Genomic DNA, 21,946 nt, shown 5'->3' on the forward strand with positions numbered 1-21,946 from the left:
ACCATGGCGTCCGGATCGAGATGACCCGGTATCGCAAGCCCGGGATCTCCGCTCACGAAGGTGCTCCGTCGCATGGGGAGCCGATTCTCCTGCCAGGCAGGGCTGAAGCTGGCCGATGCCCTTCAGAGCGTCAAGAAACCCGGGGCGAGCGGTCGGCACGTACGTGCGCGCCGGGGTCAGTTCTTCGCGCGCCAGACAGTGCCGCGGCGCTCGTACTCCAGGACCATCTCGGCACGCAGCGCGCTCGCCGGTCCGTAGAGGCGTTCGGCGAGCCAGAGGGCCAGGTCGAGGCCCGAGGTGACGCCACCGCAGGTGATCAGGTCCCCGTCGTCCACCACCCGCCCGTAGGTGAGCTTTCCGCCCTGCTTGGCGAGGTCGTCGCGGGCCGCGAAGTGCGTCGTGCACGGCCTGCCGCGGGTGATCTTCGCCGCCGACAGGACCATGACGCCGGTGCATATCCCGCCCATGATCAGCCCGGGCCGCTCGGCCCTGGCCAGTGCGCGCGGCAGTACGCCGCGCGCGATCTCGTCATCGACCCCCGACCCCCTCCCGTAGCCCCCGCCCGGGACGAGCAGGACGTCCGCGTCCTCCGGGGCCCAGGGGTCGCGTACGTCGGTGTGCATGCCGGAGGACGTCCGTACGGTGCGGGGGCCGTCGGCGGTGACGAAGCTCTGCCTGATCCGGCGCTTGTCGGCGTCCGCGAGGATGCCCAGCACCTCGACGGGGCCCGCGAAGTCCTGCTCCTCGACGGCGTCGAACAGGACGGTGTGGACGCGCAGTTCGCGGGCGTGTGCACGTTTCTGTCCGGCGGCGGCGGAGGTGGAGGAGGTGCCGAGGCCCAGCGTGGCCGTGGCCGCTGCCGCGGCGCCCGTACGGATGACGTTCCGGCGCTGCATGTCATGTGCTCCTTGAGTCGGTCGGAATCGGAGGACTGGCGGACTGAGTCGGTCGACGTCGGGAATGCGCTGGTTCCGAGCCGTGGAACGCGGGCCGGACGACTGTCTCCCCGGGCACGAGGTACGCGGAAGGGGATGTCCGGATGTGTGGGCTGCTCGTCCTTGAGGACATACCGGCCGGCCGCCGAGACTGAGGAGTGTGAAAACCGAGAGCGATGTGGTCGTGGTCGTGGGCGACGGCGTGGTGCTGCTCGATGTGGCCGGACCGGTGCAGGTGCTGCACGGGACCGGCTACCGGGTCCGGCTCGCCTCACCCGGCGGGCGCACGGTGGTGAGCGACACCGGGATCCCGCTGGGGGTCGAACTGGCGCTGGAGGACGTCCCCGAGACGGTGGACACGGTGATGGTGCCGGGCTATCCGACGGTGAACGGCCACGGGCATCCGCCGGAGCTGATCGCGCACGTACGCCGCCTCGGCGCGGGTGCGCGACGTACGACGTCGGCCTGCACCGGCGCGTATCTGCTGGCGGAGGCCGGGCTGCTCGACGGCAGGCGGGCCACGACGCACTGGGCCGAGTGCGCGACGCTCGCGCGGCGCTTCCCGCGGGTGCGGGTGGAGCCCGACGCCATCTACGTACGTGACGGGCCGCTCATCACCTCCGCCGGGGTGACCGCGGGCATCGACCTGGCACTGGCACTGGTCGAGGAGGACCACGGCCCCGAGGTGGCGCGTACCGCGGCCAAGCACCTGGTCGTCTTCCTCCAGCGCCCCGGCGGCCAGTCGCAGTTCAGCGTGCGGGGTGCGGTGCCCCCGCCCCGTGACGCCAGGCTGCGGCGGGTACTGGACGCCGTGGTGGCCGACCCCGCCGGGAGCCACACCCTGGCCGCCATGGCCGAGCAGCTCGCCGTCAGCGAGCGCCACCTCACCCGCCTCTTCCGTCGCGAAGTCGGCGGCACGCCCGGGCAGTACGTGGAACGTGTCCGCGTGGAGGCGGCGCAGGCCATGCTCGAATCCTGCGACGCCGGCGTGAACACCATCGCCCGCGCCTGCGGGTTCGGTACGGACGAGACGATGCGCCGGGTGTTCCTGCGCGTGCTCGGGGCACCGCCTGCGGCCTACCGCGCGCGATTCCGCACGACCACCTCCGCCCAGGTGGCCTTCTGACGGATCCCGCTGGGCTCGCGTCGTCCCGCGACTCCTCCCCCAAGCTCTTCGAACAGGGGGTACCCCCACGGCGTTGTCATCGGCCGGCAACGCTCCGCGTCGGCTCCATCCTCCGCCTTGGGCACGCAGCCACAGGACGACGCTCCCTGACCCAGCCTGATCCCTCAGAAGGACCCCAGCGGGTCCCGGCGGGCCGCACCGCCGCCCAAGTCCCCAGCTCCGCTCGGACAGGGAGGAACCCCTCGCGGCGGAGCCGCGTATCGGCACAGTCCCGCGCCCCGACGGGGCGCTGTCCACGCACGTGTCACCGGATCAAGGAGAGAACCGATGCCCGCACACCCGTCACGTCGCGACGCGCTGATCACCGGAGCCGCCGCGCTGTCAGCGACAGCCGTCACCACGGACGCCGCCGCCACGGACGCCGCCGACGCCGGCCCCGACGCCACCGGGGAACTGTCGTTCCCGGACACGGCCCTGGCCCGTAAGGCCCGCGGATTCCTGGACGAGGCGGCGCAGCCGTACCTGCGCAATCACAGCCTGCGCGCCTTCCTGTTCGCCCGCGCCGCCGCCGCGCAGGCCGGGCGGCGGCCCGGGAGGGACTACGACGAGGAGGTGCTGTTCCTGGTCTGCGCGCTGCACGACATGGGGCTGACCAGACGGGCGGCGGACGACCGGCAGCGGTTCGAGGTCGCGGGCGCCGACCTGGCGGCGCGTTTCCTGGAGGACAACGGCGTCACCGACACCCGCGTGGACACTGTCTGGGACGGCATCGCGCTGCACACCTCGCCCGGATTCGCGGCCTCCCCCGTCCACCGGCGCCGCCGCCCGCCGGAGATCGGCATCGCGCAGCGCGGCATCCTCCTCGACATCGAGGGCGGCCCCGACGACCTGCCGCCCGGCTACGCCTCCCGCGTGCACGCCGTCCACCCCCGTCTCGGAGGGATCCGCGCCCTCAGCGAAGACCTGGAGACCCGCAGCCTCGCCGACCCGGTCACGGCCCCGCCGATGACCCTGCCCGGCGAGATCCTCCACCAGCTCCACCCCGAACTCCCCTACACCACCTGGCAGACGGCCCTCGACACGAACCGCTGGGGCGATTGAAGAGTTCCGTGTGTGAGCGGGTACGGGTTCAGGCTGTGCCCGGGCCCATCCGGAAGGCGGGGCTGACGCCGACCCGGTCCGGAGCGAACGGTTCCAGCCATCGGGCGGGGCCGGCCTGGGCGTGGGCCTGGGCCGGGGCCGGCACGGATATGTCCGGGTCCACCTGGGACAGGGCCGCGACGAGGTACCGCGCGTCGCGGCCCGTCACGGTGTCGGGTACGGCGGCCGGGCGGGCGAGCGCGCCGCCGAGGTGCCGTACGTTCATGATCACCATCTGGGACCCGCCGGGACCGGCCAGGGTGCCGAGTGCTGTCGGGGACAGCGTGTCGGCCAGGAGGTTCTCCCCGATGAACGCCCCGGCCCCGTCCGGCTCCGCGTGCACGCGGGCGTACTCCGCGAACCGCATGGGGGCGAGCGTGTCCTCGACGGGCGGCGCCGCCTTCCGCAGCGGCGCGACGAGTTCTTCGGCGTCTTCCGCCGAGCCGCGCAGGGAGACCGCGACGCGCGCGATCCTGCGTCCGCGCAGGTGGGGCGGGAGGACGTCGAGGGCGGGAAAGGCCATCACCCGGAGCGCGGAGGTGAGTTCGGGCGGCAGGCCGAGGGTCCACTCGTGGAAGGCGTGGAGCGGCGTGGGATCGCCCGTGGCGTCGGCCGCACCGAGGTCGAAGGCGAGCCCGCCGCCCTGGAGCGGCCCCTCGGGCAGCAGACCGACGGTCATCTCCGTGACGACCTCGCCCGGCACAGGGCCGCTGCCGCGCAGCCGGGCGAACCGCTCGCCGTCACCCGGCCCGACCTCGCGCTCCTCGTCGTCCCCCGTGACGACGGTGTACGAGCGGACGTGGTCGCAGGCCCAGCCGTCCGAGCGGGCCAGCAGGCCGAGCCCGCCGCCGAAGGTGTAGCCGACGGCGCCCACGGAGCCCAGGCTGCCGCTCGGCGGGACCAGCCCGTGTGGTGCGGTGGCCGCGATGACGTCGTCCCAGGTCGCGCCGCCACCGACGCGGGCCGTCGCGGCCACCGGGTCGACGGCCACGGCGTTCAGCCGTCGCAGCGTCAGCAGCACCCCGCCCTCGGCGGACGCCCGCATGCCGTGTCCGGTGCTGTGCACCGTGACCGGCAGGCCGTACGCGGCGGCGCGCCGCAGCACGGTCCGTACGTCGGCGGCGTTCCGCGCCCCGACGACCAGATCGGGCCGGTGCCGCAGCCCGAGCTGGAATCCGGCCGACTCCCGCGCGTACCCGGCGTCGTCGGGCAGCAGGACCGGGCCGGTCACGGACCGGGCCAGCTCTTCGGACAGGCGGCGGGATACCTCGTTCGTGTGCGTCATGTTCATCCTTGTCTCTCAGGTGATTCGGTACGTGCGGGCGTGTTCAAGGCGCCGGAACGGCCGCCTCCCGCCCGCGCAGGCGGCGCAGTACGAGCAGCCCTCCGACGCCGGGGACGAGGGCGAGCAGCCGGGCCCGCCGGGCAGCGGCAAGGGGCGTCTGCCAGGTGGCGACGATCGTGACCAGGTAGGCCGTGCCGTGCGTGGGGCCGCCCAGCGAGGTGATCCACCCGGCGTGCACGGTGAGGAGGTTGGCCAGCAGAAGCGCCAGAGAGACGGCCTCGGCGGCGGCCGCGACGCGCAGTGTCAGCATCGTCCGCATGCCGTTCACGCCCCCGTCGTGGAGCCGGGGCGCACGATCATCAGCACGACGACGACCGCCCACAGCAGGTTGAAGATCCCGGTCACCATGGCGAGCCGGGCGGCTCCCGCGCGACGTGCCTCCGCCGTGGGCGCGGTCGCCTCCGTGGTGGGTGCGGGGAGCAGGCGCCGCTGGCGCGGCAGGATCACGAGGAGCAGCAGGGCCGCCGCGGCGGCGGTCAGCACGACCGAGGCGAGCAGCCAGGCGTCGGTGAGGACGCCGAGTTGCGCGCCGGTGGCCACGCCGAAGACCGGGACGGCGATGCCGAGGACGGTGTATCCACGGCAGATCCGGTGCAGGAGCCCGGCGGTACGGAGGTTCTGCCCCGGCGGATCGTCCCCCTCGCCCTCCGGCGTACGGACGAAACGCGGAAACATCGAGGCCGCGACCGTGATCGGCCCGACCGCGAGGATCGCGGCCAGGACGTGCACGGAGAGCAGGAACTTGGTCACCGAGGTCCCCTTCCGGGTCGGCCGCCAGCTCCCTTCTGCGCGACGGCCGGTTCCGGGCACACCACGTGCGGGTTGGCAGCCAATAGGTTGGCTGTCGATCTATAAGTAGCACGTCCCGGCCGCCCTTGGGTAGGCTGTCTGACTATGAAGGCGAGCGCGGTACGCGGACATCTCGACGGACTCCTGCTGTCCGTCCTCGAATCCGGCCCGCTGCACGGGTACGCGGTGATCACCGCGGTCCAGGAGCGCAGCAACGGCGTGCTCGAACTGCGCAAAGGCACCATCTATCCCGCCCTCGACAAGCTGGAGCGGCTCGGGCTTCTGCGCAGCACCTGGGAGTCGGAGGGCGAGCGGCGACGGCGTCGCTACGAACTCACGGACGCCGGCCGTCGCAGCCTCGCCGAGGAGCGCTCGATGTGGCAGGAGTTCACGACCGCCATCGGCGCCGTGCTGGACCCGGCTCCCGGCACCGGCCCGAAGCACGCGACATGACGACGCCGACCGGCTCCCCGGCCGCCCCCGCCGGGGCACCCGTCGAGGCGCCCATCGAGGCCCACGTCGCGGCTCTCGCGGCGGCGCTCCACGGCCCCGCACGGGTCAAGTCACGCCTGTTGCGCGAGCTGCGCGAGGGCATGCTCGACGCCACGCGGGATCTTTCGTACGACCTCTCGCACGGCCGCGCGGAGAGTGCGCGGGAGGCGGCGGCGGACGAGCGCGCCGCGCGTCAGGTGGTACGGGAGTTCGGCAGCGTGGCGGAACTCGCGCCGAGCTTCCAGCGTGAGCTGACCATCGCCCAGGCGCGGCACACCGCCCGCACGGTCATGCTGGTCGCCCCGCTGCTGCTCATGTGCTGGTACCTGGTGCGGACATGGGACGGCTGGGCGGGGGGCCGACCGCCCGGTCCGGTCGAGCTGCTGGTCGCCCACCTCGGCGGGGTCGCGGCGTCGGCGGCGGTGGTGGGCGCGGCGGCGCTCGTCGCGACCGGCGCGCTCGCGCGCCGCCTCCCCACCCCGCACCGGCTGCCTCTGGCGGTCGCCTGGACCGGGACCACCGCCGCCGTGGCCCTCGCCGTCAGCGCGCTCACCCTGGCCCTCGCCTCGGTCCTCGCCACGTACTGGCCGTTGAGCGTGGCCGCGGGCGTCGTCGTCATCGCCTCCCACGCGAAGGTCGCCGCCTCGGCCCGCGCCTGCCGCGAGTGCGCACGCCTGCCGGTGACCTGACGCTCACCCGTCCCGCCGGGTGAGGGCCCGCACCAGGGAAACTGGAACCGTGAGCATCGAGAACGGCGGCGCGGCCGCACCCACGAGCAGCACCTCCGTCGTCGTCCTGACGCTGGCGCGCCGCGTCGAGACCGAGCTCAATGCCGCCCTCGCGCCGTTGGATCTCACGGTCAACAGGCTCGGCCTGCTCGGCCACATCTCCGGCTTGCCCCCGACAACCGTCGGAGCCTCGCCATGCACAGACGACCTCTTCGAGAGCCGCTCCGCGTCCACACGGTGCTCTACGACGGAGTGGAGGAGCAGGACTTCGCGGGCCACGTCGAGGTCCTCGGCATCCTCGCGGAACAGCGCCGGATCCAGCAGACCTTCGTCTCGGCCGACGGCCCCGGCAGGGTGACCACGATGTCCGGACTGGAGATCGCGATCCGCGCCCCGTGGTCACCCCGGTCGGCGGACCTCCTCGTGGTGCCCGGCGGCGGCTACGGCGACGGGGCGGCGGTCGCCGGGGAGATCCAGCGAGGGGTCCTGCCGAAGGCCCTCGCCAGGGCCCGTCGGCCCGGCCTGACCATGGCAGGGGTGTGCACGGGAACGATGCTGCTGTCCGCCGCCGGGCTCACGGCCTCCCCCTCCGCCTTGGGCCCAGGGGCCACGCATCCTCTTTCGGGCAGGGCCGAACCGCATGGCGCCTGCGCCGGATGGCCACGAGCATTGTCACGAGCGGCATTCACCGTGGCCCGAGAAACGCCGCCGTGGGAGAACCGATCGGGCCGCAGGACAACGGGGGAGATTCCAAGATGAAGCATCACAAGGCTCGGATCGGCGTCACCTCGCTGATGCTCGCTGTGGGCGGGCTCACCGCTATGACAGTGCCCTCAGCCGCCCAACCAGCTCCCGGTAAGGCTACGGCCGCTGACGCATCCGCGTCGAAGTACCGCAAAATCAAGCACTGTGATGATACCGCCCTCATCGGCCTCTTTGCCGTGACCAAAACGGTGACGAGCACGGGCCGCACCGCCCGCCTCTACACCGAGAGGGAGCCCGACGACCGCGCCTACTCCTTCGCCTATGACATCGCGCAGGGAGACAAGGCCTACGTGCAGCGCAGCAAGAACACCTTCAAGATGTCGGGACCGGATACCAACGGATGGCATCCGTCGAAGTCCGCGGTCTATGAGATGGGCGCCGTCCGCTCCTGTGAAAACACCGCAGGCTGGTACGAGGCGAACGTCAACGACCACATGTTCACCAACGCCGTGACGGTGCAGAGGGACTCCGTCCGAGCTTACGCCGTACGTACCTGCATCAACCCGACGAATGGACCCACCAAGTGCAGCAAGTGGTGGGTCGACCACAAGGACCGCTGACCCGGTATCCGGGCTTGAGCAACAGCAGTACAGCGGTTGGCACTCAGTTTGATCATGGTTCGAGCTGGGTCGCTTCAGTCGCTCATCAGGGAATGATGTCAGTCGCAAGGGTGCTGACGCGGTTCTCGTACTCCTCTGTGTCGAGGTCGTCCACGCCGAAGTCCAGGTGGAGCTGCTGTTGGCATGCAAGGGGCGTGCCGTCAAACCCGTGGATCTCGATCCAGTCGAGGTCCCCCTCGTCGGCAACCACCCGGCCGTCGGTATACAGTCCGGCGACCTCCGGGGCGAGCACGTTAGAGGTCGGGCTCCGAGGCGGCTGTTACTGCTTCAGCGGCCCGATCTGCTCGACGGTCTTCGCGAGGGCGAGGATCGCGTCGGTCTCGGCGCTGGTGCGCCAGATCAGTGCCCACCGGGTCGGCGCGGCATCGCGGACGGGGAGGTAGGCGATGTCGGGTCGTGCGAAGAAACGCGCGGCCTGGAGGTGCACCTGGGACACAGCCTCGCCGCGGGAGATGATCAGCAGCACCTCCATGAAGTCGGAGGCTGTGGGCCCGGCCTGGATGGGGCGGCCGCTGGGGGTGTGCGTCGGCACCATGGCCGCACGCCAGTACGCGGGCGCATCGAGGGCGATGACGGTCTGGTCGGCGAGGTCCTCGCGGCTGACCGACGCCTGGCGCGCCAGCGGGTGGCCGGATGAGACGGCGAGCATCAGCGGCTCGATGTGGATCACGGGGCCCACCGTCAGGTCGGGCTCCTGAACGGGGAGCCAGACCAGGGCGGCGTCGAGCTCGCCGCTGCGCAGCCCGGCGAAGGGGTCGGTGAAACCGATGGTGCGGATCTGCACCTCGATGCCGGGCCGCTCGACGGCGAACGCGTCGAAATAGGGCCGCAGGTCGTCCACGTTGGAGGAGATCATCCCCAGGCGCAGCACGCCGACCGTTCCCCGGGCGGCTTGCTCCGCGCGACGCAGGCTCTCCCTCATCTGGTGGTGGGCCGGTGCCAGATCGTCGATCAGTTGGCGTCCGATCGGAGTGAGCGCCACCTTGCGGCTGGTCCGCTCGAACAGCGCCGCGCCGATGCGGCGCTCCTGTGCCTTGACGCACTGGCTGACCCGGGACGGGGTGATGTGCAGCCGCTCCGCGGTCCTGCCGAAGTGCAGCTCTTCGGCGAGCACGAGCAGTATCTCGATGTCCCGCAATTCCACGACGACCACCCCCGTGACCTGGCCTGCTTGCGAACGCGACACGCTACCTCGTCGCGCAGGCCGGCGCACGGGATCGTTTCGTGCCGGGTTAACGCCGCTGTCCCATTCAGGCGTTGATCACCCCTCGTACGCCGGTGCAGATTGAGACAGCACCCAACCCGCAGCGTCGCTCCGGAGCGGCGCTGCGCTGCTCTGCTCTGCTGGAGGACACAGATGACCACAACAACGCCCGGCTCGCTCATCCACTTCGTGGCCCAATCGGTTGACGGCTTCATCGAGGGCCCCGACGGCGAGTTCGACTGGACGGTGGTGGACGAGGAGCTGTCGGCGTACTCCCAGACGGTGAGCGCCGAAGTTGACGCCTTTCTGTACGGGCGGGTGGTGTGGGAGATGATGTCCGGTTACTGGCCGCGCGCCGAGGAGATCTCCACTCACCCGCACGATCTGGAGTTCGCGCCGCTATGGCGGGAAAAGCCCAAGTTCGTAGTCTCCAGGAGCCTGGAGAAGGCCGACTGGAACACACAGGTGCTGGGCACCGACTTCGCCGAGCGGATCGCAGCACTGAAGCGGTCCGGTACCACTCTGGTGCTGTTCGGCGGCGCCGACCTCGCCGCGTCCCTGGCCGAACACGACCTGATCGACGAGTACCGGATCACCGTCCATCCGGTCCTGCTGGGTGGCGGCAAGCCGGTCTTCCAGGACCTCAAGCGCCGTACCGGGCTGACGTTGGCCGAGGCGAGGGTTTTCGACTCCAAGGTCGCACTCCTGCGCTACCGGCGGGACCGCACCTGATCCGCCCCGCCGATGCCATGCTGTTCGGCCGGGTCAGCTACGAGGCTTTCAGCCCTGTCTGGCCGGACATGGCGGAGTTCGCCGAGTACAAGGAGAAGCCGAAGGGCGCATACCTGGGCACCGGGCTGATCGTCCCGCACCGCAGAAGGGCCGGACGGCCCCTCCTGCGCGGTCAGGAGGAGGACAACGCCGAACACCGCCGGGTCCGTGCCCGCATCGAGCACACCTTCGCCCGCATGAAGACCTGGAAGATCCTCCGCGACTGCCGCCAGAAGGGCGACGGCCTCCACCACGCCGTCCAGGCCGTCGCCACCATGCACAACCTCGCCCTCGCCGCGTGAAACAGCAGGCCAAACACCCCTCCGGCCAGCCCGAACCGAGCCTTCCGCAACACCCTTTAGACCACGCCGTCCGCGACCCTGGCCATGGCCGCCCACCGCGGGGCCCGCGCCGGGGGTTACTCATCCTCGGTCGGCTCTGTCGCGTTCCGCCAGACCGTCAGGTCGATGGTGATGTAGTCATCACTCGGGTCGCTCTCGGGGGATCGCTGTTTGTACGTGACGAGACCGATGTGGCCGGAATCGGTGTAGACACACACCTGTGAACCCTTGGAAACCCGGTCCATTTGGAGCTCTTCGGTATAGCGGGTCTCGGCACGGCAGGTTTTCAGGCTGCCCTGCTGGGCGTTGTTGAGCAGGACGAACTTCGCCGATCCCGCCGTGAACCTGTCGTTCTCGGCGTTGAATTCGAAATCTCCGATGTGGCTGTAGCTGCTCGGGTCTCTCGGCTTGGGCGGTTCATCCGCGAAGTCCAGGTAGTACTCGCTGGTCAGTTGGATATCCGGGTAGGTGCGCGGGCGCGGGTCCGGCCGCTGCGATGGCTTGCCCGACGCCGATGGTCCGGCTCCGGCCTTGTCGGACTGGTCCGGCCGCTGTGCGGCATCCGGACTGCGGGACGCTTGCGGGCCGTTCTTCGCACCCCCTTTGCCGCCGTCCTTGTCGCCTCCTGCGGCCCACAGCGCGGCGGCCCCGCCCGCGACGACCACTACGGTCACGGCGACTGCGGCCACGATTTTCCCGGCCCGGCGCTTGTCCGGCCGCTGGAGGGCAGCCGTACCGGCACCGGCAGTGCGCATCGGGGGCGGAGAGGCCGGTGCGTACGGGCCGGCTGTCGCGGGCGCGGTCTGCTGGTACGCCGCTCCCGGAGCGGTGGGCGGCATGGGAGGGGCATGGGGCCGGGCTTGGGCGACTGGCCCGGGTTCCGTCACCGTGTGGGGTGCGGGTGCTGCGGTCCGCTGGGTGATGTCGGCGGCGAGCGCACCCGGCAGCCAGTCCTCCGGACGCACCAACTGCGTCTTACCGGATGCCTGTTGACACATCCGTATCACCTCCGGCACACCGGGCCGGTGCGCCGCATCCTTCGCCAGGCAGCGGGAGACCAGAGCGTGTAACTCCTGCGGCAGCCCGTCCAGGTCCGGTTCCTCGTGCACGACGCGGTAGAGCACCCCGTGCGAAGGCCCCTCCCCGAAGGCAGGGATGCCCCGAGCGGCGTAGGCGGCGACCTGGCCGAGCGCGAACACATCCGTGGCCGGGGAGATCTCACCGGCCACAGCCTGCTCGGGCGCCATGAAGGCCGGGGTGCCGATGGTGGCGCCACTGCCGGTGAGGGAGGTGGCGTCGGCGGCGCGGGCGATCCCGAAGTCGATCACTCGGGGACCGTCGCCGGCCAGCAGCACATTGGAGGGTTTCAGGTCGCGGTGCACGATGCCCGTGCCATGGATCACCTGGAGCGCCTCGGCGACACCCGCGACGAGCAGCGCCACCGTCGAGGCCGGGAGCGCCCCGTGTCCGGCGACGGCTTCGGCGAGAGAGGGGCCTGGCACATAGGCGGTGGCCAGCCACGGAGTGCGGGCGTCGGTGTCGCAGTCAATGACGGGCGCCGTGTACAGGCCCTGGACGCGCTGCGCCGCGCGCACCTCACCCGCGAACCGGCGCCGGAATTCCGGGTCCTCGCTGAATTCCGGGCGGATCACTTTGATCGCGACGGGGCGTCCCCCGGGGGTGTAGGAGAGGTACACCTTCCCCATACCGCCCGAGCCGAGCCGAGCCGTCAGCCGGTACCCCGCCACCGCCGCGGGATCGTCACCCTCCAGCGGAGAGAAGACCGGGGACACCATGGTCGAGACCGCCTCCTGGATTCCGTACCGATGTGAGATCGTGCGAGGACGTACGCCGTGCTCAGCCCGTGAGCTTGTCCGCTTGCAGCCCGGCCACGGACTCGGTCCGCTCCACCGCGTCCGCGCGCTCGGCCATCGTCTCCCGCTGCCACACACTGACGACCGCGATGTTCGGACCGACGCGGATGAAGCGCTGCGCCCCGTACATCTTCTGTCCGATGTTGTGGTCCACGTCGGACTCGGTGATCTTGCGCTGGCCGATCAGTCCGAACCGCTCGTCACCCAGCTTCCGGGCCCCGGACTTGTCGTAGACGACGTGGTACTTGTCGACGTCGGGCTGCTTCTCGATCACATCGACATCCGCGCCCTTCCGGTCGCACGTGCCCGCCAGCTTGCGGAGTGCGTCGAGTCCTGCCGCCGCGGTACCGGCGTTTGCGTAACTGTAGACACTGACCCTGGCCTCATGGGCATCCGTCCGGTACTCCCGCTCGACGATGCCGACGGGGCTGCCGACGGCCGACAGTTGGGTGTACATGCCGTAGCAGTTGGCAAAACCGATGAACTTGCCCGCCGTGATGTCCTTGCGGCTGTAGGAGTGACTCTCGCCGTCCTTCTCGGTCCACTCCCCACTGAGATCTTCCAGCCCGAGCACGGCCTTGCCCAGGTCCGCGTCCGACGTGAGCGGGCCCACGCCGGATCGCGATGTCTCCGCAGCCGGACCATCGGATGCCTTCTCATCCGTCCTCTCTGCGGATCCGTCCGATCCGGAACAAGCCGCAAGCAGCAGCGCGCCCGACACCGTGGCCCCTATCAGAGCCAGCCTGCAACGTCTGATCCCTGCCACAACTCCCCCTGGTCTTCGCCCCATTGCCACCCGCGCCTTGGCACCATACCCGCGCACCCCGTGCCACGGACCGCGATCGTGCCCACCCCGCCCCCATCCGGCTGCTCCGGGCCCCGTGCATCGCGGACATGCGCCCATTTGCACTTATGGGACCGCTTCGATCTCCGGCCGGGCTAGAGCGGATCTTCGTGCTTGATCGTGCAACTTTCAAGAGGAGCTGACCGGTCCGCCAGCGTCTGCAAGGGGCGCATCGGAAGTCCGCAGGAGTACTCGCTCCTCTGGACGTCGAGATCCTGAGGGGCGCATGACGCGCGAGCGGTCCGGTCGCTCGCTGCGAGGCGGGCCCACCCCCTTGATACTTCTCACCGCACACCTCTCCGCCCAAGGAAGTCACGAACGAGGAGAATCGTGGCAAACCTGCTGGTCCTGTGCCTGGTCCGCGAGACCCTTCCTGGAGCTATCGCCGCATCCACGGCGAACTTGCCACCTTCGGGATCAAGATCGCCTCCTCCCCTGTCTGGGAAATCCTCGGCGGTGCGTCCCGAAGCGTGTGGGGGCGGGCGGCTCCCCGCCCTCCGATAGCGCTGGATCGGTTTCACTCGTGAGCCGCGCCCTGCCGTATGCGCGTACCGCGCGCGCCTCGCCGAGCTGCCGCCGCATGTTCTCATCTCCGGCGAGTGCGCTGTCGCCGAGTAGCTGGATCGCCTCGTCCGCCACCGTGACGGCACGCTCCAGCTCCCCGCTCCAGTAGTGCATCCGGCACAGGTTGGTCAGCATCCCGGGCAGATCCAACGGATTGGCGTCCGCGGTGGCCTGCTGGGTACGCAGCAGAGCCACTGCCTCGGCTTGCAGCGGAACCGCTCGCGCGAGCTCTCCCGCTCGGGCCATGCCCAGCGCGTACGAGTTCAGTACACCGATCAGCAACTCTCGCATTGACTCGGGGTCCTTGCGGCGCACGCGGCGCAGCACGGCGAGCGCGTTCGCCAACTGTTCCTCGGCAAGCGCCTCTTCGTCGCACCGCTGATAGTCACGTGCCAGCTTCTCGTGCTGTTCGGCGAGGAGCGGAAGGTATGCTGCCTCCTGCTTGGCGAGCTTCTTCCACGTGCGTACGGCCGCACGGCGGGCGTCAATACCGAGTACCGGCTGACCTCCGCGGGTGCGTGCCTCCGCGCGTGCGGCGTATGCCTCGGCGCGCAGGCGGTGCACGGCCACTGAAGCCCCGTCTAGCAGGTTGAGTGCCTCGTCCACCGCCCGGTCCGCGCGCTCGAAGTCTCCCCGCCCCGTCTCCGCCCGCGCGAGCAACACGATGCGACGCGCTACCTCTGTCCGAACGTCCTGGGCCAGGTGCAGCATCGTCCCGGGCGGACCGGGCTTCAGTCGGGCACGGTCCATACCCAGCGCAGCGCTGAGCATTTCGGCGGCACCCGCGTGCTCGTCCCGCGCCATCGCTTCCTCGGCCATGGTCTCCAGCTCGCGAGCCGCCGCCTGCTGCTCCTCCGGCGGCGTGCCCGGCTGAAGCCCGGTCCGCGCCAGCTCGGCCGCGCGACCGGCCAGCTCGACCGGCTCTGGCCCGGATGCGCCCGCGTCGGCCGCCAGCACCGACCGCGCCAAGCTCTTGAGCAGCACGTGCTCGACGTCATCCTGCCCAGCCCAGCCAGCCGGTGCATCGAAGCCAGCCGCTTCATCCGATTCGGTCCGCACCTCGCGATGCTCCAGGTACGTCCGCGCCGCCTCACGCGCCGCCTCCGTGTGCCCCGCCGCAACGTGCGCCGTGACGAGCCTGCCCAGGAGGCGCCCGAGCGGCCGGTCCGGATGCGCGCCGTCGCTCACCCGCCCCGCGCGCAGATGAGCCACACCGCGTGTGAATGCCGCGACCGCCTTCTCCCCCTGCCCCGTCATGAGGTAGGCCGTGCCTAGCAGCTCCGAGTTGAGGGCGTCCGCGACCCGGTAGCCGTCGGAACGCAGCTCTCGCAGCTCCCGGTAGAGTTCGTCGGCTTTGCCCGCCGCCTCGATGGCGCGGGCGTGCTCGCCCAGGCCGTACCGCTCAGCGGCCAGGTTGGTCAGGGAACGGGCCAGCTCGCCGAGAAAGTCGTAGGGGTCCTCAGCCGCCAGCGGTCTCAGCAGCGCGATGGCCTCTTCCTGGTGGCGGGCGGCAGTCGCGTGCTCGCCGCGTTCCCCGAGCCGGTTGGCATAGTTGGTGAGCGCGACCGCGAGATGCCGCGCGGACGTCCCGGGGTGGCCTTCCGCGTATGTGCGGTGCAGATCGAGTGAGCGTTGCGCTGCGGCGAGCGCCTCTTCCTCACGGCCAAGGTTTCGCAAGACCGTGCTCAGGCCGTTGTGCGCCTGGGCCAGCGCCAGTTGGTGCTCTCCGGTATCGAGCGGCCTCCCTGGGAGGGAGAGCATCTGTATGAGCCGCTCGGTGAACTCCAGACAGTCGGCGTATCGGCCCACCTGCATCAGCCGTCCCGTGAAGGAGAGCATCGCCGCAAGCACCCCTTGGGCCGACACCCCCTCTAGCCCACTGCCGTCGCTCTCCGCCACCTCCTTCATGAGGCGTTCGCCTGCCGCGCACCCGACCTCGGCGAGGTTTTCCGTGATCCGCGGGACGCGTTCCTGTAGGTCTATCAGCCGCTGGAGCGACAGTTCCTGGTGCGTGAGGAGGGTCAGCAGCCCCGTCTTGAGGGGATCCGCATCCTCCACACGGGTGGCCGCGTCGATGGCGCTCTCCAGCAGTGCGTCCCCGTGCTCGGTGCACAGCGAGGTGAGTGCGGGGCCGAGCCGGGACCGGAAGTCGAGGTGGGCTGCGACGCGCGCGTATCGGGTGAGCAAGGTCGTACGGCGCTTCTCGTCCAGCGAGCGCAGCGCGGCGACGGCGAGCGACGGCTGCCGGATGAGCCGCCGCCCGATGTGGTACTCGGCCAGCCGGTCGGGCAGGAGAGCGCCATAGGGCCCAGTGCCCGTGGTCTCCGGGACAGGGCAGACGTCTCCGAGCCATCCGCACACGGCGGCGATGCGGTCCTGCGGCTGGTCGGCCAGCGTGGGGACGGAGCGCAACAACGCGTATGCCTGTTCGCCGTCGTCGGCGCCTGCCAGCTGTCCGACAGCGAGTGCGTCGGCGAGGGTGTCCCGAGTGAGGGAGACGGGCAATAACCCGCGGGCTTCGGCGAGCGCGTCCCAGTAGCGACTCTCGTGGTCCAGCAGCCGCGCTTCCACCGACCGCCCGGCAGGCGCATCCGTGTCCGCGCTGCCCAGGCCCGCGTCGAGCAGATCGACAAGTGCTGTCATGCCCAGGGTCAACGCGTGTTCCAGACCGGCTGGGCCCAGTGGGCCCGTTGCCGCCGGTGAACCTGGCGTGCCCGAGCTCAGGCGCTTCGCGAGCGTGGCGGCAGCCCGCGTCCAGTCGGTCGTGTCCAGCCCTTTGAGCGCGGGCAGTGTCCGCGCGAAGGCGTCCACGGCCTCCCGGTATGCCTCGGCGCGGGCGGTGGCCTCAAGGTGCAGGGGACCCAGCTCGCTTGTCGTGGCACCACTCAGCAGTTCTCCGGCCGCGCGGCTCGTGCCCGCGGCCCGCTGCCACCAGTCGCCCGCGGTACGGGCTGTGAGCAGCACCTTGAACGCGGCGTCCTCCTCCCGTAGTTCGGCCGCTTCGCACAGGGCGTCGAGCTGATCGGGACGGGCCTCGGCGTAATCGACCACGACCAGCGTTGGCCGGGCTGCCTCGCGCAGGGCGCGTACCGCCTCCGCCGAGGCATCCTGGCGCAGCCACAGCACAGTCCACGCGCCCGTCGCCGCGAGCCGCCGGGTGAGCTCGTACGCGAGTCGTGTCTTTCCCTGACCGCCCGAGCCGTAGAGCAAGTGGACGCCCGCGTCGGGCTCCTCGCACCATGCGCGCAGCCGGGCCAACTGCTCCGAGCGCCCGCGGAACGGCACGATCGCGCGGTCGGCCCACAGCAGCGCGGAAGGCGTACGGACCCGGCCCGCGCGGGCGGCGAGATGCTGCCACTCAGCTGGTTCGAGGACATGTGGGATCCCGGACGAGGGAACCGCGCCGCAGTCCTCCAGCGCGGTGCGGAAGGTCTCGTCACGGAACAGTACCCAGGCGGGGACGGCTTCAAGGCGGCTGCCGCCCCAGCCCGCGGGGTCGGCGGCAACGACCCCGAGGATGAGGTCGCCGCTCGTCAGGGCACCGCCGGAGAGGCCGGACCAGGGGGTGCGGTCCTCGTCGCGGTTCCCGTGTTCTTGAGGGGGCAGATCGACGCGCATCACATAGCGGTTGCCTACGTGTCGGTCGCCCGCCGTCAGCAGGCCAGCGGGGGTGAAGGTATCCACAGGACGCTCGCGTCGCTGGACGACGTCGGGCACACCACCGGTGCGGCAGGGCACGTCCGGGGCGCGGGTCACCAGCCGCCCCCACCGGGCGGGGTCGGAGGAGACGCCGGGGAGGGGGTGCTGCGGATCAGTGAGGCACAGCAGCGCGGCGTCATCGCGGGAGCCAGGAGTGCCGCGCCAACGGACCTCAGCCTCGTAGGTCTCGGACCGTCCTGGCTGGTAGACGGTGACACAGCCGCCGGGGGCAGGGACGGGGTGGGCGCTGGTGAGCACGGCGGTGGGGGTCAGGGCGTAGCCCGAAGCACGTCTGAGCCGTCTGCCACCCGCTATACCTTCCACGGCAACAATCCGGTCCAACTGCACGGCGTGATTCCCCCCTCTTGTCGCCTCTCGCTCTAGCTGGCCCCGTCAGTCAGGAAGGTGCTGCGACACATCCCCCGGACCATGCGTCGCGTGAGTGACGGGCGCGGATATGAGCAGGTCACGGCCTTCCGGGGTGGTGGGCGTAAGAGTGACGCAGACGCGCTGCGTATGTGCCTGCGTCGTCCCCTTGTTCGCGCCGACGGACGCGATCGAAATGGCCAGCTTCCCGTCGGTGCCGGTGGCGCGGGTCAGCTCGACTGTGAACTCCATCTCGACGGGCCCGACGACGAAAGCGAGCTCGTCTGTCGCTGCGGCACGCACTGCCCCGAGCAGCTCGTCGCGTAGAGCTGCCACCGCCTCGCGTAAGCTGATCTCCCCGGTCACCAACTCTCCCATGGCTCCTCCTGCCACTGCGGATGTCCCGCCACTGTGAACACCACACGTTACGGCGATAGTTGGGCCTTACCCAACATGGGACAAGGTGTCCGCCGCCCGTGAACGTCATAGATCTCAAAGCCGGTCAGGGGCGACCCATCGGGCAGCGGAATCCGGGGGCGCACTCTCACGCCCGGCGCACAGCCCTGAGTGCACCGGACTGTGAGGAAGCCGTAGCCCATGAATCCCACGGCACCCGCCCGGCCAAGCCGTGGAGCCAGATGATGGGGCATCATACTGGCGCTCAGCCATTGATCCGCCCGACGCGTGGCTCAAAACCGCAGCCTGCCGATCAACTGCTCTCAATCTGCGGGAAGTCGGCCACCACCGTCCCTGCGGACGCCTCCGGCGATCTCAAGACTGCAAGGTTCCCGGGAGGACATTTCCTACCTCTCCACCACCTGGATCGCCGCCTACGAACCCATCCGATCCCACAACGAGGCATCCACGGCCGACATGCACCGCCCGTCAGGGCCCGGACAAGCGAGCCGCCGAGCCCGGTAACGCTCTTCGACGCCTCCCTGCTGAAGGCGGGTTCACGGAAGCCTGGAGCATGGCGGCCGGTACGCCGAAGCCATCGCCCGATGGAAGACGCTCACCCGCCGGCAACCCCCGCCGACGGATGAGGCGGGCCGCCTCTCACCGCGTCTCGCGGAGTGGATGCAGGGCCTGAAGGACGGCTGGGTGACCGCCACCCCCGGTCTCGGACGCCCCGCCCAACTCACCGCCCTGGACAACGGGGTAATCCCGCAACAAGCCGCGGGGCACTGCGCGTCCTCGCTCCGTCCGCCCCGGTCTGCCGCCACCGCCCGCGTGGTTGAGGCCCCCTCTACACCCTGCTTCCCGGCCGGGCCAAACCGCTCATTCTCCGGATCTTCGACGCCCCAACACCCGAACACGAAAGGGGACATCGGTGTCGGAGACCGCCGACAACGACGGCCCGGTGCGGATACCCGACCACGATCTGGACGATCTCGTCGCCACCGTCGCCGCGCTGGTGGCCCAGAGCCAGCAGCAAGCCGCCACCCTGGCCCGGCTCACCGACGAGAAGCCCAGCCCGAAGGAAGCCGCGCAGCCCCACCGGCCTGGCCGGGAAACCCCCTCAACACCGCACCCGGACAACGGGCCTGAGGGCCCGCCCCCCTTCATCCTGGCTCTCGACGGCCACGCCTACGAGCAGGAACTGGCCGCGCTCGCCACATGGGTGCACGACCTGCTGCTGCCGGTCTACGGCCGCGAGATCACCTCCAGCCACCCCTGGTGCCACAAGTGGCGCGAGCACCCCGAGGCCGTCGCACGGCTGCGCGCCCTGCGGCTGGCCTGGCAGCAGTACACCGACGCCGAGGCGGGCGCCGCCGGCCCCTCGGTGTGGCACCACGACCATCTCGATCCCGCGCTGCTGCAACTGCGCGCGCCCGGCGGCCCGTTCGGCGCGTGCACCACCAGCGCCGCCCGGCCCAACCACCGGCTGCTCGCCGCGCCGGAGCAGGCCGGAGGTGGGGCCTGAGATGGCGGCTCCCGATTACCGCGTCGAGGGATTCCGGCCGGTCTCCGACCGCGTCCGGGACGACTTCCGTGCCGTGGCTCTCGACGACGACATGCACGCGGGGCTGGCCGCGCACCACACGGCCGACGGGCGGGAGAGCATCCTGCTCTTCTATGACGGCGCCGCCGTATGGGACATCCCCGGCACAGCCGAGTACCTCGGCATGCACCTCGAACGCGACCCGGGCTCGCATGCACGCCTGGGCCAACTTCGACATCCACGACAAGTGCACCGACAACGTCTTCCACGCCGCACTGCGCTCCGCTCACGCCTCCAACGACACCGTGCTCGGCAGTCACATCCTCGCGTTCTGGCCCATCGCCGCGTACAACACCGGCCGCGCCGAGGACGCCGAGGTCGTGACCGACGCCGCGCTGTCCGCGGCCCGAGGACGGACCACCCCACGGGTGGAGGCCATGCTCCTGTCCCGTCGGGCACGCGGCCGCGCCCACCAGAACAACCCGGCCGCCGTCACCGACCTCGACCGCGCCGCCGAACTCCTGGAAGCCACCGGCCACTCCTCCGGAGAAGACCCGGAATGGGTCTACTGGTTCGACGACTGCGAACTCCTCGGCGCCCGCGCCTCCACCCACCTCGATCTCGGCCAGCCCGCACAAGCCGAGGACACCTTCGTCCAGGCCGCGGCCCGCTTCCCCACCGGCCGGGTACGCACCCAAGCACTCTTCCTCGCACGACGCACCGACGCCCAATGGCGCCAGAACGATCCAGAACGCGCCTGTGCCACCGCACACCGCGCCCTGAACCTCACCGAAGGCATCAGCTCCCACCGTGCCACCGGCCCACTGCGCGACCTGGCAGCCAACATGGACGAGCACGCCGGCCTCCCAGCCGTACGGAACCTCCGCGAGAGAATTGCCATCGCTCAGAGCGGCTGACCTGAAGAGGTTCAGAGGACGTCCGGGAGCCCCCCTGAACAGCCAGCCAGTTGAGAGCGACCACGCGATCACTCTCGCGTCGGCTGCTCGGGGCCCCTATCTTCAGAAGCCGTGATGAACCCCTGCATCCTGCTGGCTCGAAGCGAAGCGCTGCACCACCTACCCCTCAAGCTATTTGTGCACGCTAGGCACTCAAGCAACAGTGACTGCTAACGATCACCAGCCCATCGGGGCGTGCGCACACGCGTAGATTTCACGCCAGTTTGAAGACCGTTGAACGGGCAGCTAGTTGAGGAGCAAGAGCCGCCCGCAAGGATGACCACGAAGCATACGGCAGAACTGGTGGCCGATTCCGCTTGGCATAGACCATTCTCGTCTGGGTAATGTGTGCGGTTTCAGTGGAAGTTGTGGCACTGTGCGGGCTCTCGGTGGCCATGGTGGTCATCGTGTGATTCTTCCGTGGGGGGAAGAAGATGCAGATACGCACATTAGGTGCGCCGGTGAGGCGTGCTCCCAGACGTGCCAGACGGGCGGCGATCGCGATGGTCGCCGCCTTGGCGTTAGGAGCGTCGATCACGCCCGCGATCGCCGGGCCGGACGACGAGAAGCCGTCCTCGGCCTGGGGCAAGGACGGGGCGAAGGCGAAGATGCCCGCGGTGAAGGTGGGCAAGACCCAGGCGCCGGGCGCGAAGCGGGAGGCCACCCCGTCCAAGGCCGTGGCCGAGTGGCGCAGGGCTCAGGAGAAGCGGGCCGAGGCCCCGGTCAAGAAGCAGGAGGGGCTCGCCGCCCCGGAGGCGGAGTTCGTACCGTCCGGGCAGGGGGCGGTGCCCTGGCAGCAGATCTCGGATGTGCGGGTGACGGACGCCTTGGTGGCCCGGGTGAATTACTCGACGGGCAATCTGATGCTGGCGGCCACCGATCTTGATGTGGCCGGTGTCGGGAAGACGGTGCAGCTCGCCCGTACGTACAACTCCCTCGACGCCCCGTGGGGCAAGGTCTCCCGGCGCTGGTGGCAGGGCTACGAGCGCTACCTGCGGATCCTGCCGGAGGAGAACAAGACCGTCCTGTACGACGCGAGCGGCGGCTCGGTCTCCTTCACCAAGAAGGCGGACGGCACCTTCACCACGCCGAAGGGCTACCGGCTGGATCTGGAGCAGAAGCCGGACAAGAGCTACGTGCTGACCGACCGCGCCTCGGGCACGAAGGACACCTACAGCGAGGGTGGCACGCTGACGAAGGTGACCGACCGCAACGGCGGTGAGGTCCGCGTCGAGCAGCACGACGAGGGAGCCGAGCACAAGGGCTTCAAGCTGACCGATGTGCGCTCGGGCCGGTTCGTGGATCTGGTCAAGACGGACGCGGCGCAGTGGCAGGCCAAGGACAACACCGGCCGCACGGTCGTGATGGACCTGGACGCGGCAGGGAACCTGGCCAAGACCACCGACACCGAGGGCAAGTCCACCGCGTTCGGCTATGACGCGGAT

Annotated in this window: 21 protein-coding genes and 2 pseudogenes; 12 read left to right on the top strand and 11 right to left on the bottom strand. The window is 70.4% G+C overall.

Annotated elements, in window-relative coordinates; genetic code table 11:
* Positions 1-176 precede the first annotated feature (176 nt).
* A complete protein-coding gene (locus ABD343_RS22180) occupies positions 177-896 on the bottom strand; it encodes a DJ-1/PfpI family protein (RefSeq protein ID WP_344530881.1) in 720 nt (239 codons plus the stop codon).
* Positions 897-1,095: 199 nt separating this feature from the next.
* On the opposite strand from ABD343_RS22180, the gene ABD343_RS22185 reads away from it, so the two are divergent.
* Complete coding sequence (locus ABD343_RS22185) at positions 1,096-2,061, top strand: GlxA family transcriptional regulator (RefSeq protein WP_344530883.1); 966 nt, start codon at positions 1,096-1,098, stop codon at positions 2,059-2,061.
* A gap of 327 nt (positions 2,062-2,388) precedes the next feature.
* Positions 2,389-3,162 carry an HD domain-containing protein gene (locus ABD343_RS22190; RefSeq protein ID WP_344530885.1) on the top strand — a complete coding sequence of 258 codons (774 nt, stop codon included), beginning with the start codon at positions 2,389-2,391 and terminating at the stop codon, positions 3,160-3,162.
* 28 nt (positions 3,163-3,190) lie between these two features.
* On the opposite strand, the gene ABD343_RS22195 is transcribed toward ABD343_RS22190, so the two are convergent.
* The 3 genes from ABD343_RS22195 to ABD343_RS22205 are packed head-to-tail and all read right to left on the bottom strand — an operon-like array spanning position 3,191 to position 5,296.
* On the bottom strand, positions 3,191-4,486 hold the full coding sequence (locus tag ABD343_RS22195; protein ID WP_344530887.1) for an FAD-binding oxidoreductase: 1,296 nt from the start codon (positions 4,484-4,486) through the stop codon (positions 3,191-3,193).
* 43 nt (positions 4,487-4,529) lie between these two features.
* On the bottom strand, positions 4,530-4,805 hold the full coding sequence (locus ABD343_RS22200) for a hypothetical protein (RefSeq protein WP_425578241.1): 276 nt from the start codon (positions 4,803-4,805) through the stop codon (positions 4,530-4,532).
* Positions 4,806-4,810: 5 nt separating this feature from the next.
* Positions 4,811-5,296, bottom strand: coding sequence for a hypothetical protein (locus ABD343_RS22205; protein WP_344530889.1), 486 nt, complete (start codon positions 5,294-5,296; stop codon positions 4,811-4,813).
* A 144-nt stretch (positions 5,297-5,440) separates the two neighbouring features.
* Here ABD343_RS22205 and ABD343_RS22210 point away from each other — a divergent pair, with 144 nt between their 5' ends.
* Both ABD343_RS22210 and ABD343_RS22215 read left to right on the top strand, forming a co-directional pair.
* The gene (locus ABD343_RS22210; RefSeq protein ID WP_344530891.1) at positions 5,441-5,788 is read left to right on the top strand and encodes a helix-turn-helix transcriptional regulator; all 348 of its coding nucleotides are present in this window, start codon (positions 5,441-5,443) and stop codon (positions 5,786-5,788) included.
* Positions 5,785-6,516, top strand: a complete 732-nt coding sequence (locus ABD343_RS22215; protein WP_344530893.1) for a hypothetical protein — start codon at positions 5,785-5,787, stop codon at positions 6,514-6,516. The genes ABD343_RS22210 and ABD343_RS22215 overlap by 4 nt, the downstream gene beginning before the upstream one ends.
* Before the next feature lie 3 nt (positions 6,517-6,519).
* Here ABD343_RS22215 and ABD343_RS22220 read toward each other — a convergent pair whose 3' ends face one another.
* Positions 6,520-6,684 (bottom strand): hypothetical protein, encoded by a 165-nt coding sequence (locus ABD343_RS22220; RefSeq protein WP_344530895.1) that lies wholly within the window; start codon positions 6,682-6,684, stop codon positions 6,520-6,522.
* A 66-nt stretch (positions 6,685-6,750) separates the two neighbouring features.
* Between ABD343_RS22220 and ABD343_RS22225 the strand changes: the two genes are divergently transcribed.
* The gene (locus ABD343_RS22225) at positions 6,751-7,314 is read left to right on the top strand and encodes a DJ-1/PfpI family protein (protein ID WP_344530897.1); all 564 of its coding nucleotides are present in this window, start codon (positions 6,751-6,753) and stop codon (positions 7,312-7,314) included.
* Positions 7,311-7,880, top strand: coding sequence for a hypothetical protein (locus tag ABD343_RS22230; protein ID WP_344530899.1), 570 nt, complete (start codon positions 7,311-7,313; stop codon positions 7,878-7,880). Before ABD343_RS22225 ends, ABD343_RS22230 begins: the two co-directional genes overlap by 4 nt.
* An 85-nt stretch (positions 7,881-7,965) precedes the next feature.
* Here ABD343_RS22230 and ABD343_RS41020 read toward each other — a convergent pair whose 3' ends face one another.
* The gene (locus tag ABD343_RS41020; protein WP_425578239.1) at positions 7,966-8,172 is read right to left on the bottom strand and encodes a hypothetical protein; all 207 of its coding nucleotides are present in this window, start codon (positions 8,170-8,172) and stop codon (positions 7,966-7,968) included.
* Positions 8,173-8,199: 27 nt separating this feature from the next.
* On the bottom strand, positions 8,200-9,126 hold the full coding sequence (locus tag ABD343_RS22240; RefSeq protein ID WP_344530901.1) for a LysR family transcriptional regulator: 927 nt from the start codon (positions 9,124-9,126) through the stop codon (positions 8,200-8,202).
* Between the two features lie 171 nt (positions 9,127-9,297).
* Here ABD343_RS22240 and ABD343_RS22245 point away from each other — a divergent pair, with 171 nt between their 5' ends.
* The 3 genes and pseudogenes from ABD343_RS22245 to ABD343_RS22255 all read left to right on the top strand — a co-directional run.
* Complete coding sequence (locus ABD343_RS22245; protein ID WP_344530903.1) at positions 9,298-9,876, top strand: dihydrofolate reductase family protein; 579 nt, start codon at positions 9,298-9,300, stop codon at positions 9,874-9,876.
* A gap of 8 nt (positions 9,877-9,884) precedes the next feature.
* Positions 9,885-9,980, top strand: a pseudogene (locus tag ABD343_RS22250) (dihydrofolate reductase family protein); the annotation flags it as partial.
* A pseudogene (locus ABD343_RS22255) lies at positions 9,981-10,217 on the top strand (transposase family protein); the annotation flags it as partial.
* Between the two features lie 116 nt (positions 10,218-10,333).
* Here ABD343_RS22255 and ABD343_RS22260 read toward each other — a convergent pair.
* The 4 genes from ABD343_RS22260 to ABD343_RS22275 form a co-directional block, all read right to left on the bottom strand.
* Positions 10,334-12,052, bottom strand: coding sequence for a serine/threonine-protein kinase (locus tag ABD343_RS22260; RefSeq protein WP_344530905.1), 1,719 nt, complete (start codon positions 12,050-12,052; stop codon positions 10,334-10,336).
* Positions 12,053-12,113: 61 nt separating this feature from the next.
* Positions 12,114-12,743, bottom strand: a complete 630-nt coding sequence (locus ABD343_RS22265; RefSeq protein ID WP_344530907.1) for a hypothetical protein — start codon at positions 12,741-12,743, stop codon at positions 12,114-12,116.
* 648 nt (positions 12,744-13,391) lie between these two features.
* Positions 13,392-17,495, bottom strand: a complete 4,104-nt coding sequence (locus ABD343_RS22270; protein ID WP_344530909.1) for a P-loop NTPase — start codon at positions 17,493-17,495, stop codon at positions 13,392-13,394.
* A gap of 135 nt (positions 17,496-17,630) precedes the next feature.
* Complete coding sequence (locus tag ABD343_RS22275; protein WP_344530911.1) at positions 17,631-17,981, bottom strand: trypco2 family protein; 351 nt, start codon at positions 17,979-17,981, stop codon at positions 17,631-17,633.
* 952 nt (positions 17,982-18,933) lie between these two features.
* Here ABD343_RS22275 and ABD343_RS22280 point away from each other — a divergent pair.
* The 3 genes from ABD343_RS22280 to ABD343_RS22290 form a co-directional block, all read left to right on the top strand.
* The gene (locus tag ABD343_RS22280) at positions 18,934-19,527 is read left to right on the top strand and encodes a DUF4913 domain-containing protein (RefSeq protein WP_344530913.1); all 594 of its coding nucleotides are present in this window, start codon (positions 18,934-18,936) and stop codon (positions 19,525-19,527) included.
* A 230-nt stretch (positions 19,528-19,757) separates the two neighbouring features.
* A complete protein-coding gene (locus ABD343_RS22285) occupies positions 19,758-20,462 on the top strand; it encodes an NsdA family TPR-like regulatory protein (RefSeq protein ID WP_344530915.1) in 705 nt (234 codons plus the stop codon).
* 647 nt (positions 20,463-21,109) lie between these two features.
* Positions 21,110-21,946, top strand: an 837-nt coding sequence (locus tag ABD343_RS22290) for a DUF6531 domain-containing protein (protein ID WP_344530948.1), incomplete at its 3' end; no start/stop codon positions are given.

The organism is Streptomyces albiaxialis (genome assembly GCF_039530985.1).
In the GTDB taxonomy this organism is placed as follows: Bacteria; Actinomycetota; Actinomycetes; order Streptomycetales; family Streptomycetaceae; genus Streptomyces; species Streptomyces albiaxialis.